The following is a 12,941-nucleotide window of genomic DNA, read 5'->3' as shown; positions in this document are numbered from 1 at the left end:
ACGCTCGACCGCTCGAACCGCGCCTGCTCGGCGAACCAGCTCCACACTCCGTGAGCACGGTGCGCTGCCACGCGTGTAGCCGGCCGCTCGTACGATGCCGGCTCCGCGAATCCGCGGCCCACTCCGTGATCACGCTGCGCTGCCGCACACGCGCTCGTCCACTCATGCCGTGCGCCTTCCCGCAACAGCGCGGTGCCTGTTCTCGCCACGCCCCCCGCTGCGCGGACCAGCGGCGCACTCGATGGTCACGGTGCGCCGCCGCCTGCGCGTCCGGCTGCTCATTCGGCCGCGCCGGTGCCGATCTCGTGGCCGAGGGATTCGGCCAGTTTCTTGATGAGGTCGACGGCGGCGTCGGCGATCACCGTGCCGGGCGGGAAGATGGCGGCCGCGCCGGCCTCGTAGAGTTCGGCGAAGTCGCCGGGCGGGATGACGCCGCCGACGATGACCATGATGTCGGGGCGGCCGACATCGGCCAGTGCCTGCCGCAGGGCCGGCACCAGCGTGAGGTGGCCGGCCGCCAGGGAGGAGACGCCGACGATGTGCACGTCGTTGTCGGCCGCCTGCTGGGCCACCTCTTCGGGGGTCTGGAACAGCGGGCCCACATCGACGTCCATGCCGAGGTCGGCGAAGGCGGTGGCGATGACCTTCTGACCGCGGTCGTGACCGTCCTGGCCCATCTTGGCGACCAGGATGCGGGGGCGGCGGCCCTCGGCTTCGGCGAATTCCTCGACCAGATCGATGGCCCGGCTGATATTGGTCACCTTGCCCGCCTCTTCACGGTAAACGCCGGAGAGCGTACGGATTTCGGCCTGGTGGCGGCCGTAGACCTTTTCCAGGGCGTCGGAGATCTCGCCGACGGTGGCCTTGGCGCGCGCGGCATTGATGGCCAGTGCGAGGAGGTTGTTCTCCATGCCGCCCTCGGACGAGGCTGCGGCACGGGTCAATTCGGCCAGGGCCTGCTCCACTTCGGCCGAATCCCGTTCCGCGCGCAGCCGCTTCAGCTTCTCGTTCTGCTCGGCGCGCACGCGGGTGTTGTCGACCTTGAGCACCTCGATCGGGGTGTCCTCTTCGACCTGGTACTTGTTGACGCCGATGACCGGCTGCTGGCCGGTGTCGATGCGCGCCTGGGTGCGGGCGGCGGCCTCTTCGATGCGCAGCTTCGGAATGCCCTCCGAAATCGCCTGCGCCATACCGCCGTGCGCCTCCACCTCGGCGATGTGCGCGCGGGCGCGCTGGGCGAGCTGGTGGGTGAGCCATTCCACGTAGTAGGAGCCGCCCCACGGGTCGGCGGGCCGGGTGGTGCCCGACTCCTGCTGGATGAGCAGCTGGGTATTGCGGGCGATGCGGGCGGAGAAGTCCGTCGGCAGGGCCAGGGCCTCGTCGAGGGCGTTGGTGTGCAGCGACTGGGTGTGGCCCTGGGTCGCGGCCATGGCCTCCACGCAGGTGCGGGCCACATTGTTGAACACGTCCTGCGCGGTGAGCGACCAGCCCGAGGTCTGCGAATGGGTGCGCAGCGCAAGGGATTTGGCGCTCTTGGGCTCGAACTTGGCGACCAGCTCGCTCCACAGCAGGCGCCCGGCGCGCAGCTTGGCGACCTCCATGAAGAAGTTCATGCCGATGGCCCAGAAGAACGACAGGCGCGGGGCGAACTTGTCGACCTCCATGCCCGCCTCGATGCCGGCGCGAATGTACTCGACGCCGTCGGCGAGGGTGTAGGCCAGCTCCAGGTCGGCGGTGGCCCCGGCTTCCTGAATGTGGTAGCCGGAGATGGAGATCGAGTTGAACTTCGGCATCTTCGCGGAGGTGAAGGCGAAGATGTCGGAGATGATCCGCATGGAGGGCTTGGGCGGATAGATGTAGGTGTTGCGGACCATGAACTCCTTCAGAATGTCGTTCTGAATGGTTCCGGCCAGCTGTTCGGGCTTGACGCCCTGCTCCTCGGCGGCCACGACGTAGAGCGCGAGAATGGGCAGCACCGCGCCGTTCATGGTCATCGACACCGAGACCTGGTCCAGCGGAATGTGGTCGAACAACTCCCGCATGTCCAGGATGGAGTCGATGGCCACACCGGCCATGCCCACATCGCCGGTGACGCGCGGGTGATCGGAGTCGTAGCCGCGGTGGGTGGCCAGGTCGAAGGCCACCGACAGGCCCTTCTGGCCCGCCTGCAGGTTGCGGCGGTAGAAGGCATTGGAATCAGCGGCGGTGGAGAATCCGGCGTACTGGCGAATCGTCCACGGCTGGTTCACGTACATGGTGGGGTACGGACCACGCACGAACGGGGCCACGCCGGGCACGCTGTCGAGCGGATAGCCCGCGGCGGCAATGGCATCGCGGTCGGCCTTGGTGAAAACCGGTGGGACGTCGATGCCTTCGGGCGTGGCCCAGGTGAGCTGTTCGGGCGCATAGTTATTGGCGGCCGCGGCCTCCTTGACGAAGGCGTCCACCGCGGTGGCCTCGACCGTCGCGGCCGCGGGCTCGCCGAGCGGAACCTCGGCGAAATTGCCGATCAGATGCTTGATGTCACTCATCTCTATGCTCCCAGCTTTTCCAGCAGGCCGGACAGCGCCGTCACCGCATCCATCCGCGCCGTCAGGAATCCGTCCGGCCGCTGCGCGCCGGTCAGGTCGGCGACCGCCTTCTCCGGACCGGCCAGCAGCACCGTGGTCACGCCCGCCTCGCGCAGCGCCGCCACGGCCGCACCGGCATCGGAGCCGTAGCGGGCGTCGGAACCGCACAGCACCGCCAGCGCCGCACCGGATTCGGTTGCCGCCGCGCCGATCCCAGCCCCGACCAGCGCGCCCGGATTGATCGATTCGATACCGCCGGAGGCCAGCAGGTTGGCCGTGAAGGTGACCCGCACATTGTGCTCCGAAACCGGGCCCAGCGGCACCAGCAGCGCCTTGGGCCGTGCGCCATGGGCGACCAGGTAGGCGTCGCTGCGGTTGCGCAGCGCCTCGAAGGCCGCGCCGTAGCTCGACACCGGGCTCGCCAGCCGCGCCGCCTCCGAGAGCGGTTCCTCGGCCAGGTTCGGGAATTCGTTCACGCCGGTGACGGCCGTCTTGCGGTGCGCCACATCGGAATCGCGCTTGGTCTTGGTCTCGGCGATGCGCTCGGCCAGCAGTCCGGACTCCAGGGCGGCCAGGTAGCCGCCGACGGCCTCCAGTTCCTGCATGAACTCCCACGCCTTGGCGGCCAGCGCGTCGGTGAGGGATTCGACGTACCAGGAGCCCGCGCCCGGATCCTGCACGTGGCCGAGGTGGGATTCCTCGAGCAGCAACAGCTGGGTATTGCGGGCCATGCGCTCGGAGAAGGCCTGCGAGACACCGAGTTCCCCGGCGGGCAGGGCATTGTCGAAGGGCAGCACCGTGACGATGTCCGCGCCGCCCACGCCCGCGCCGAAGGCGGCGAGGGTGGTGCGCAGCATGTTCACCCACGGATCGCGCTGGGTCATCATGGCCGGGGAGGTCATGGCGTGCTGGGGCGCGTTGCCGTAGTCGGGCGCGCCGCAGACCTGCGCCACGCGCGCCCAGAGTCGCCGGGCGGCACGGAATTTGGCGATGGTCTCGAACTGGTCGTCGGTGGCGGCGAAGCGGAATTCCAGTTGCTCGAGGGCGTCCACGATGTCCGCGCCCGCGTCGGTGAGCGCGCGCAGGTACGCCAGGCCCGCGGCCACGGCCGCGCCCAGCTCCTGGGCGTCGGAGGCCCCGGCATTGTGGAAGGCGACGCCGCACACCGTGATCGCGCGCACCGTCTCGGGCCGGGCCACCGCCTGCTGGGCGAGGGCGATCGCGGCGTCCAGGTCGATGGCCGAGGTGCCGGCGAACAGGCTCGTCAGCGGCGTCGCGCCCAGCTGCACGCGAATGTCCTTGCGGTTCTCCGCGGTGTAGCCGTCGAGCACCGAGAACACCTGGGCCGCAGCCGCGGTCACGTCCGGGCCGGCGTCCAGGGTCAGCGGGGCCAGCTCGAACAGCAGGCCCGAGAGGGCGGCCGGAATCCCGGCGACCGGGACGCCGCGCTCCCCCACGCCCAGCCCGATCGCGCTCACGCCGTTCTCCAGCGCGCCCATGATCTTCGCGTTGACCGCCTCGGCGTCCGGACCGCCGAAGCGCTGGTTCACGAACCAGCCGCGATGCACGTCGCGGGTGGCGTCTCCGCCGCGCACGAACGGGAATTGCCCCGGCAGCGGCTGTTCGGGCAGCTCGTCACGCCGGGTGTACAGCGGGTTGACCGTGAGCCCGTCATAGGTCGAGACCGCGAGCAGCTTCTCCGGCTCTTCCGGCAGTTCCGATACGTCCACCCTGCGGGCCTTGGCCAGCACTCCGGCGACACCCTTGCGCCAGGCGGCGTACCCGGGCACCGGATCGGCGTCCGGGTCTGAAGCAATCGGCATAGCTGCTGTTCCTTCTTCCACTCCCCGACTTCAATGCCCGCTTTCGACCGCATTCATACAGCTCAGCGGGCACTTCGGTTAACGAGCATTCATCGTCTGTCCCCTGATGCTAACCACACCTTTCCGATTACTGTCGCCCGAGTCTCGCTACCGGCGGGTAACCTGGCGCGGTGCCAACAAGCCCGCCCGCGCCGCTCGAGCGCCGCCGCCGACCGCTGAGCCGACTGCCCGAACTGCTCGCGCGGCTGCGGCAACCGCGCGTGCTGGCGCTGCTGCTCGCGGGCGTAGCGGTGCTGGCGCTGGCGGCGTTCGCACCGCATCCCGGACCACAACAGATACGGGTGTGGGCCGATTCGGTGGGCCCGTGGCTGCCGCTGGTGTTCTTCGTGGTGCACACCCTGGTGTGCATTCTCCCGTTCCCGCGCACGGTTTTCACCCTGAGCGCGGGCATGCTGTTCGGATCGGCGCTGGGCCTGTCGCTGGCCGTCGCCGCCACCACCGTGAGCGCGGTGCTGGCGCTGCTGCTGGTCCGCACCCTCGACAAGGAACGGGTCCGTGCACGCCTCACCCATCCGACCGTGCGGGCGGTGGACGCGCGCCTGGCCCGCCGCGGCTGGCTCGCGGTCGGATCACTGCGGCTGATCGCCTTCGCGCCCTTCGCGGTGGTCAATTACTGCGCGGCGCTGTCCTCGGTCCGGATGCTGCCCTACTTTCTCGCCACGGTCGTGGGCATTCTGCCGGGCACGGTGGCCACCGTCATGCTCGGCAATGCCCTCACCGGGGAAACCGATGCCGGGCAGATCATCGTGACCGCGCTGTGTGTGCTGCTCGGCGTCGCGGGGCTGGTTCTCGACAGCCGGCTCGGCACCCCGGAGAGCGATCCCGACCGCGCGCTCGAGGCTGCCGCGAATTAAGGGCAGGGCCGATTCTGGTGGCGCTGCTGCAGATTGATCATGTCCGGCGGGGTCTGGTTCATCAGCAGCATGATCGCCGGATCGGTGCCGGGGTCCGGGACGGTGCTCGCGGGCGGGGTGTCGGCGTGCGCGCTGGCGGCGGCGGCCACCGTGGCGAGGGGAACCACCGCCAGCATCCCGGCGACGAGGACCCGCGCGGCGGTGCGGCGGGCGGTGAAGATCGACTTGGCGGGCATGGCGATTCCTCTCTCGGACGAGGTGCGCCGGAGGGCGGCGCACATGTTCGATGGAAGACCCATTTCCTGGGAATCGCATGTGATTTCGCAGGGAAAACGCCTGAATAGGGCTAATTTCAGGGGCCGGTGCGGGTGCCGGATCCGGGTCCCCTGAGGGTGGTTCCCCGATGCGCAGATCAACCCCGCTGTGCCGTGATCGCGCGGCAACTTCGCGACCGACTGGGCCGAGAGGCAGCGGCGCGCGAATCCGGCCGCGAGCCAAGGCTTTCGACCCCGGGTCAGCACGCGACCGGTGAGCGCCGGCGTCCACTGCGAGATGCGGCCGTAGTTCAGCAACAGCGCGGTGACGGGGTCGGCGTTGATATAGGTGCGGTGGGCCGCTCACGGATGTCGGTGCGGGCCGCTAGCCTCACCCGCATGGGGCTGGCCGTAGCGACACATGTTTTCGCCGACGCACTGCAGGACACCGACTATCCCGAGGAGGTCGACGAGCTGCGCGATCAACTGCGCGCCATCAACGATCTGCTACTGCACGAAGGGCTTTCGCCGCATCACGAAGCGACGACGCGCGGCCCGGCGACCGCGCGAGACACGCTCGGCAGTGTTCCCTATAGCTTCGTGCACTACCTGCGCCGCGCCTACGCACGCGCCCACGAGTACCCCGACGAGCCGCTCACGCCCGTCGCGGAGGGTGAGGATCCCACCGAAGACGAGGCGGTGGACAGCCTCATGTACATGTTCGAATCGCATCTGCTGTGCCATTCGGACTGCGAAGGCTATTACGTACCGGTGGATTTCGACGAGGTGCTCTTTCCCGACGAGGAGCTGGGCCTGCCCGGCGGCATGGTGGGATCCAGCGACGGACTGCTGCGCGAACTCGAATACGTCGCCCCCTACCTCGGAATCACCCTGGTCGACGACGAACTGTCGGATGCCGAAATCGCCAGGATCATGGCCGAACACGGCGATGACGACGAACACCCCTTCTACCGCGAACGAGAAACCTGGCTGCTCTTCTACGAGGCGGCGCGCGTCTCGGTGGCGAACAAAACCCTCATCACCTTCTGCTGAGCAGCGAATCAGCCCCGGGCATCATCACGTTCGCGCTGCTTGCGGACTCGGGCCGGCGCCGACAACCACCACGCACCGTCGATCAATTCGTGCAACTGATCCTCATCCACCCGATCCAGGTCGATGAGAATGTACGGCGACCCGTCATAGTGCGGCGTGGTGTAGAAGGCGTCATCCCCGGAAGCGAGCAGCGCCTCCTTCTCCTCGGGCTCACACCGCAACACCAGCCCGCCCTCGGCCTCGCTCCGCAACCGCGCGAAACTCTTGCCCGCGACATTCAGCCCCGGACTCCGCCACCAGGTCCCCTCCTCCACCGCCGGGAGCGTGGTCGCGAACGCCACAACGTCTTGCCAGGTCAAGGTCATGAAGCCAGTGTGCACCCGCAGCGCGGACGCCGCTTGGACGAATGGGAACGGATTGCCGCCGGGTCAGGTGTCGCCGTCCTCGGGGAGGGGCCAGCGGTCGATGGCGTTCAGTGGGGTGATGGCGTCGGGAAGCAGGCCGACTGCTTCGGCTCGGTAGTCGCGGGCGAGCCCGGTGGTCGTTCCGAGGCGCTCGGCTTCGGCAAGCCAGCCGGTGGCCTGGCGCAGGACTTCGGCGGTTGTCAGGCGGTCGTCGCCCGTCAGGAGGAGGCCGCCGATGCGGCGCGGCGCGGCCACTGCGGCCGAGCCGAGATGTTGCAGGCAGCGGGCGATTCCGGGGTTGTCGCGGAGGGCGCGGTAGTCGCGCAGTGCGGCTTGCCAGCAGCGCGCTGCGGCTTCCGGTTCCTTCTTTGCCCACATCATTACGCCCATCGTTTCGTGGGTGTGGGCGCGGCCGGCGGGGTCGATGCCGTTGCGGGTCAATGCTTCGGCGAGTTCCAGTCGATCGCCGGCGGCGTCGTAGCGGCCCTGGTGAATATGCACGACGGCGAGATTCACCAGGGTGCACACCTCTCCTTTGACGTCGGCGCGGGGCAGCAGCCACCATGCGGATTCGAAGGACCGCTCGGCGGTGGCCAACCGGCGCTGCACCGCACCGGCACGCGCGACGGCCGCTGAGACGCCGGGGGCCGGTGCGGGCGCGGGGGCCGGGCGGAGCAGGCGTTGGGCGCGGCGATGTTCCTTGCGGGCGGCCAGGCTCGAGCGGAATCGCCCGCGGGCACGCTTTCGCTGCGGGCCGAAGTCCGTGCCGCGGCGGATGGCCGCCAATTCTTGTGCCGCCGCGTCGTTCTCGATGCCCCGAATCCGCAGCAGAGCATTCGGAAGGCTGAGGCCCGCGGCGGGCAGCGGTCCGTCCTCGTCCGTGCCGAGCTGTCCATACCAAGCGTCGAGCGCATCCGCTATCCGTGCCAGGTCATGGACGGCGGACGCGGGCAGGATCGGTGCGGTGGGCGCACCGCACTCGATGACCAGGGTCCGTAGGTAGGGTCCCTCCCGGTCGAACCATCGGCGGGCGGCGGCGCCGAGGGCGACGGTGTCGAGGGCGATCGTCCACCGGCTCGCACGGTCGGCGTGATGGGCGAGCAGCGCGGGCAATGCGGCCGCGCGCATGGCGGCGACCACGGCTTCCGGCGCATCCGGCATCGTGTCGGACTCGTCGCGAGTCCGCCGGTACCCATCGGGTCCATCCAGCTGCAATTCGCCGCGCGTGAAGAGCTCGGCGAGCACGACGGCGGGGGCGCCGGGGGGTGGATTCCACTGCTGCGCCTCACTGGCGGGTATGCGGGCCGGCGCCTCGACCATCGCACCCAGCATGACCATGAATCCGGTCCGGCAGTATGTCCGCACGGGCAAGGTCCGCAGCACCCGTATTACGGCGTGGACGCCGTCCTGCTGCACCACCGCGTTGACACCGGGACGAATCCCCTGCCGTTCCTCCGAGTCGCCTTCGACCGCAACCGGGCCCGGCCCGGTCAAACCGGCCAGCACATCCGCCTCCCGGGCACGGCGGCGCCGTTCCCGCATCAGCCCCGCGGACCGGTACAGCACGTACGCGCCGGCCGGGGCGACGATCACGACCGGCAACCACAGCAGCGCCTGCAGGTACGGCTTCACCGCGGGATTGTCACCGAAGGCGTCCACCACCAGGGTGCGAGCCAGCTGGTAGATGAGCGCGGTGGCCACCGCCGAGGCCGTAGCGAGGACACCGCGCCACAGCGACGACCTGGGTGTGGCGATCAATGGCGACTGTCCGCTGGGCTGCTCGGGCTGGGTCATTGCCGTACCCCGGTGATGCCGGGCACCACCCAGCGCCGCCACGTGCACAGCAGCAGCACGACGGGCAGGATCGCCGACAGCAGTGCGCCCGCCGCGAGATGGCTGGCGTTCTCGTGGAATTGGCGGGCTTCGCCCCACAGCAGCCGCGACCAGGGGGTTTCACCGACACCGCCGATCAGCAGGCCGATGAAGAAATCGTTCCACACCTGGATGAATTCCAGGACCGCCACCGCCCCGATCGCAGGACCCGCCATCTCCAGGAACCGCCGCCGAATCGTTGCGGGCCTTGCCAATCCGTGCAGCGCGTCGGCGGCCGGCGAATCCGGCGGAGCCAGTAGCGCGCCGCGCAGAATGAGAATCGCCATGGGCAGACCGGCGGCCGCGTGCACGAAGATCAGCGGAATGCGGCTGCCGGACAAGCCCCACGTATCCAGCAGGGTCCGGATCGGGCCGCCGTAGAGCTGCGCGGGCATGACGGTGAGGATCACCACCAGCGGCAGCGCGATACGCGATATCCATTGCCCCGGTGCGAGTTCGGCCAGCACGAAGGCGACCGGCACCGCGGCGGTCACCACCACCAGGGTCGCCAGCGAACTCACCCACAGTGTCGTCTCGAGCGAACGCCACAGCGCGGCATCGCTCCACGCCCAGCGCACGCCCGCGGCTCCGAAGCCATGCGATTGCCGCAACGCCACCCAGATCAGCCAGCCGATCGGGAACAGCACCGGCACCAGCAGCAGCAATCGCCACACCCAGGACCGCCACGACAGGCGCGACCGGTCCGAATCCCGTTCCGGCGCACGGGATTCCGGTCCGGGTCTGCGGTAGCGGCGCATATCGGGCTGCAACACCCATGCGGTCAGGCCGATGAGAACGGCCAGCGGCAGTGCGTAGGCGGCCGCGTACCCGTCGCCGAATCCCGACGTGCCCGCCAGATACCACCAGTGCACGGTGGCGCTCTCGGCCGACGGTTGCAGCGGGCCCGGCACCGCGATCAGGACGACGTCGAAAACCCGTGCCGCCGCGACACCGACGATCAGCCCGAGCATCAGCAGGGTCGGATGCAGCAACTTGCGTGCCTCGTGCAGCATGCGGATCTGGTTCCGCAGCCGCCGCGCCTGTCTCCGCACGAAACCGCCGGGCCCGGGGGCGCCGATGTCCGGCCCGTGCATCGTCCGCGACTGCACGGGATCGGCCTCCACCCCGATAATGGCCGCTCGCCACATCCCGGCCAGCGCACCCAGCCATGTCCAGGCGAATGCCAGCCCGAGCATGACGACGAACAGCCACCGGTACTCGCCGACATCGTCCAATCGCCCGGCGTCACCGCCCGATTCGAATATCAGCCGGAACGCGATGCCCGAGGCGAACGCGGAGATTCCGAACGGCAGCACCAGCGGCGGCCACGCCCGGCGCGGACCGCGGCTGACCCAGGCCAGCAGCAGTGCGAGCAGTACCAGGAACACTCCCCACAGCACCCAGCCCAGCGTCCGCACGTACGCCCAGGTGCCCGCCGCACCGAATGCCGCGACCACCACCACGCCGACGATCAGCAGTCCCAGCATCGACAGCCAGCGCCGCGTCCGGCCCACGACGGTGTCCGCGATCCCGCACAGGACGGCGAGACCGCAACCGCCCGCCACCACCGGCCGCGCATCGACCGCCAGCCACACCGTCCGCCCGACAGGAGCCACGAGCAGGACGCCGATCAATACGAATGCCGGTATCCGGACCGCCCAGCCGAACCATCGTCGCGGGTGGTGGCCGGGGATCAGTGGGCCCGACAGCCGGCGGGTGGCCAGTTCCATTCGCAGATCGGGGGTTTCGAAGACACGCGGGTCGAATTCCGGGGCGGTCATGGGAAGCCGCCCGTCCGGAACTCGCCGAGCTTCGCGATCACTCGGTCCACGGCGACCTCGACTCCCGCGACGCCGGACTCGGCGATGTCGAGCAGGTAGTCGGTGAGGATGCGGCGCAGGCCCCATCGGCCGCCGGCGGCGCCGACGCGGTCGGACAGGTCGAAGCTGGACCAGGAATCGAGCTCGCGGGCGACGGGGTTCATGTGCGGGGAATGGCGGTGTGTGCTGCGCAGGTTCGGCACCACGAAGCCGCCGATGTCGTCGATCCACGGCGTGGCCGCGTCGGGTGCGGCCAGTTCGCCGAGCAGCGTGCGGGCATCGGCGCCCGCCTCGCCGGTCAGCACCATGACATCGCCGGCGCCGATGAGGGGGCGCTGTCTACCGGGTGCGAGGGCGGGGAAGGGCAGGATGCCGACGATGCCGGTGTTGCGGCCCGAGTTCACCAGGCTGCGGTGCACATAGGGTTCGGCGAAGTCCGGCGCGGCGACCATCAGGGCGCGGCGGTGGTCGAAGACATCGCGGACGGCATCGGGGAACTGCCGGGTCAGGGCGACGGCCAGGCCGCGGGGGAAGGCGGCCGGGTGAGCGCACAGTTCACCCATGCGGCGCAGGGCGGCCCGCACCTCCGGTTGATCCCATCGCCATTGGGTGGTTCCGGTTTCCAATTCCGTGTACACCGAGCGTGATTCGGCGTGCAGCAGGTTCTCGAAGAGGTCGGTGACCACCCAGCCGTCGGCCGCGCCGAAGGCCAGCAGGCGCACCCCGCTGGGTTCCAGGGCCGTCATGGCGGTCTGCCAGTCGGCGACGGTCCACGAGTCGGGCTCCCCCAAACCGTGTGCGCCGAGCGATTTCTCGTGCGTTTCGAAGGTCTGCCGGTCGTACCAGATCAGTGATTTCTGCGCGCTCTTGAACGGCAGCCCGTACCGCACCTCGTCGCGGCCGAGCAGTCCGTTGCGGCGCAGCACATGGTCCCAGTGCTGTCCGTACCGCAGCCCGACCCGGTCCTCCCAGAGCTCATTGCCGATAGCCGGTGGGGAATTCTTGTCCGCGAGCAACTCCCGGATTCGCCCGATCTGCGGCAGCATGACGATTTCCGGAGCGGATGCGCCCCGCGCCGAGAACGCGGTGTCGATATCGTCGCCGAGCAGGATCAATTGCGTTTCGCGGCGCATGCCCAGTTTCGCGGCGCGCTCGCGGGCACGCGCAAGAACCGCATCGAAAGCCAGCAATTCGAATCCGCTCCAGGGCACCGCGATTCGCACCTTGTCGCGATCACCGAGTAGGACATTCGGCGCGCAGGCCGTGGCCAGCGGGAGAAGTACACCCGCTCGCAGTATCGCTCTGCGCGTTGTCATGCCCTATACGACCCCCCGGTTCGCCGACGTCGGCGTCGGCGAAAATGGCTACCACACAGTATGCCTCAGGTCGTGTATCGACGCAGTCGAATGAAAAGCGATGGCCCCGTCCGCAATTGCGGACGGGGCCATCGGATGAGGCTGCGGTGGCGTCAGAGGTGGGCGCCGCAGACCGGCCAGGCGCCGGGGCCCTGGGTGGCCAGGACGTTCTCGGCGACGCGGATCTGCTCCTCGCGGCTGGCGTCGGCCGGGTTGCCGGAGCCGCCGTTGGCCGCCCAGGTGCTCGGGCTGAACTGCAGGCCGCCGTAGTAGCCGTTACCGGTGTTGATGGCCCAGTTGCCGCCGCTCTCGCACTGCGCGACGGCGTCCCAGTTGTGGCCTTCGGCCGAGGCGGTCGCGGTGGTCAGCGCGAACGGGACGGACGCGATGGCGGCGACGGCGGCGGTGGCGGCGAACATGCGGGTGCTGAACTTGCGATGCATAGGGATTCCTGGCCTGCGCCCATGCGGCCCGCGCTCTGCGCCTCACCCGATCTCGCGAGGAAAGCCGCGGGTCCCCGTCCCCAGGGATGTCGGTTGCACTGCGAACCGCGGGACGAGGTTACCGATGTTCGGCGGTTCGAGGTCGGGCTCGGCCTGTGTCCGAGCCGCAGACGACCATAACGGAACAATCACGTCGAATCACAGAGTGATCACGCGGCAATTGACAACCGAGCATTCGCATTACTCACGCCGTTATTGCAGATGAAATCGGAGGAAACGTGAATAACAATTCTGTGATTTGTAGCGAGTTTTGTGGCGGAGGTCACCGGATAAACGTGATTCCGCTCGCGTATTTCGGGAATCGGTAACGGAAGAGGCCCCCTCGACGGTGCGTCGAGGGGGCCTCTACGAAGTGCCGGCGGGCCAGGAGCCG

At 69.1% G+C, this 12,941-nt stretch carries 10 protein-coding genes; 2 read left to right on the top strand and 8 right to left on the bottom strand.

Annotated features, from left to right (window positions below; translation table 11 throughout):
* Nucleotides 1-278 precede the first annotated feature (278 nt).
* Together scpA and mutA are read right to left on the bottom strand one after the other, a co-directional pair.
* Nucleotides 279-2,531: a methylmalonyl-CoA mutase gene (gene scpA, locus ACYQ5L_RS18650; RefSeq protein WP_459958970.1), complete on the bottom strand. Its 2,253-nt coding sequence runs from the start codon at nt 2,529-2,531 to the stop codon at nt 279-281.
* A gap of 2 nt (nt 2,532-2,533) precedes the next feature.
* Nucleotides 2,534-4,393, bottom strand: coding sequence for a methylmalonyl-CoA mutase small subunit (mutA, locus tag ACYQ5L_RS18645; protein WP_459958969.1), 1,860 nt, complete (start codon nt 4,391-4,393; stop codon nt 2,534-2,536).
* 233 nt (nt 4,394-4,626) lie between these two features.
* Here mutA and ACYQ5L_RS18640 point away from each other — a divergent pair, with 233 nt between their 5' ends.
* Nucleotides 4,627-5,307, top strand: a complete 681-nt coding sequence (locus tag ACYQ5L_RS18640) for a TVP38/TMEM64 family protein (protein ID WP_459963463.1) — start codon at nt 4,627-4,629, stop codon at nt 5,305-5,307.
* Here the strand turns inward: ACYQ5L_RS18640 and ACYQ5L_RS18635 are convergent.
* Entirely contained in the window at nt 5,304-5,543 is a 240-nt protein-coding gene (locus tag ACYQ5L_RS18635; protein WP_459958968.1) for a hypothetical protein, read from the bottom strand. The genes ACYQ5L_RS18640 and ACYQ5L_RS18635 overlap by 4 nt on opposite strands.
* Nucleotides 5,544-5,960: 417 nt before the next feature.
* On the opposite strand from ACYQ5L_RS18635, the gene ACYQ5L_RS18630 reads away from it, so the two are divergent.
* Nucleotides 5,961-6,614: a hypothetical protein gene (locus ACYQ5L_RS18630; protein ID WP_459958967.1), complete on the top strand. Its 654-nt coding sequence runs from the start codon at nt 5,961-5,963 to the stop codon at nt 6,612-6,614.
* Nucleotides 6,615-6,622: 8 nt separating this feature from the next.
* Here ACYQ5L_RS18630 and ACYQ5L_RS18625 read toward each other — a convergent pair whose 3' ends face one another.
* The 5 genes from ACYQ5L_RS18625 to ACYQ5L_RS18605 all read right to left on the bottom strand — a co-directional run bounded on the left by ACYQ5L_RS18625 (nt 6,623) and on the right by ACYQ5L_RS18605 (nt 12,508).
* Entirely contained in the window at nt 6,623-6,979 is a 357-nt protein-coding gene (locus ACYQ5L_RS18625) for an MmcQ/YjbR family DNA-binding protein (RefSeq protein WP_459958966.1), read from the bottom strand.
* A 63-nt stretch (nt 6,980-7,042) separates the two neighbouring features.
* Nucleotides 7,043-8,812 (bottom strand): tetratricopeptide repeat protein, encoded by a 1,770-nt coding sequence (locus ACYQ5L_RS18620; RefSeq protein WP_459958965.1) that lies wholly within the window; start codon nt 8,810-8,812, stop codon nt 7,043-7,045.
* Complete coding sequence (locus ACYQ5L_RS18615; RefSeq protein WP_459958964.1) at nt 8,809-10,671, bottom strand: ABC transporter permease family protein; 1,863 nt, start codon at nt 10,669-10,671, stop codon at nt 8,809-8,811. The genes ACYQ5L_RS18620 and ACYQ5L_RS18615 overlap by 4 nt, the downstream gene beginning before the upstream one ends.
* A complete protein-coding gene (locus ACYQ5L_RS18610; protein WP_459958963.1) occupies nt 10,668-12,026 on the bottom strand; it encodes an ABC transporter substrate-binding protein in 1,359 nt (452 codons plus the stop codon). The genes ACYQ5L_RS18615 and ACYQ5L_RS18610 overlap by 4 nt, the downstream gene beginning before the upstream one ends.
* 152 nt (nt 12,027-12,178) lie before the next feature.
* Nucleotides 12,179-12,508 (bottom strand): transglycosylase family protein, encoded by a 330-nt coding sequence (locus ACYQ5L_RS18605; RefSeq protein WP_459958962.1) that lies wholly within the window; start codon nt 12,506-12,508, stop codon nt 12,179-12,181.
* Between the last annotated feature and the right edge of the window lie 433 nt (nt 12,509-12,941).

It is taken from the genome of Nocardia sp. IFM 10818, from assembly GCF_054655275.1.
This window is presented reverse-complemented; position numbering and strand designations above follow the sequence as displayed.

What these genes read in the sequence shown, in the direction of transcription:
- mutA (WP_459958969.1), bottom strand. Translation starts at nt 4,393, where the DNA reads ATGCCGATTGCTTCAGACCCGGACGCCGATCCGGTGCCCGGGTACGCC.
- ACYQ5L_RS18610 (WP_459958963.1), bottom strand. Translation starts at nt 12,026, where the DNA reads ATGACAACGCGCAGAGCGATACTGCGAGCGGGTGTACTTCTCCCGCTG.
- ACYQ5L_RS18625 (WP_459958966.1), bottom strand. Translation starts at nt 6,979, where the DNA reads ATGACCTTGACCTGGCAAGACGTTGTGGCGTTCGCGACCACGCTCCCG.
- ACYQ5L_RS18620 (WP_459958965.1), bottom strand. Translation starts at nt 8,812, where the DNA reads ATGACCCAGCCCGAGCAGCCCAGCGGACAGTCGCCATTGATCGCCACA.
- ACYQ5L_RS18630 (WP_459958967.1), top strand. Translation starts at nt 5,961, where the DNA reads ATGGGGCTGGCCGTAGCGACACATGTTTTCGCCGACGCACTGCAGGAC.
- ACYQ5L_RS18635 (WP_459958968.1), bottom strand. Translation starts at nt 5,543, where the DNA reads ATGCCCGCCAAGTCGATCTTCACCGCCCGCCGCACCGCCGCGCGGGTC.
- ACYQ5L_RS18605 (WP_459958962.1), bottom strand. Translation starts at nt 12,508, where the DNA reads ATGCATCGCAAGTTCAGCACCCGCATGTTCGCCGCCACCGCCGCCGTC.
- ACYQ5L_RS18615 (WP_459958964.1), bottom strand. Translation starts at nt 10,671, where the DNA reads ATGACCGCCCCGGAATTCGACCCGCGTGTCTTCGAAACCCCCGATCTG.
- scpA (WP_459958970.1), bottom strand. Translation starts at nt 2,531, where the DNA reads ATGAGTGACATCAAGCATCTGATCGGCAATTTCGCCGAGGTTCCGCTC.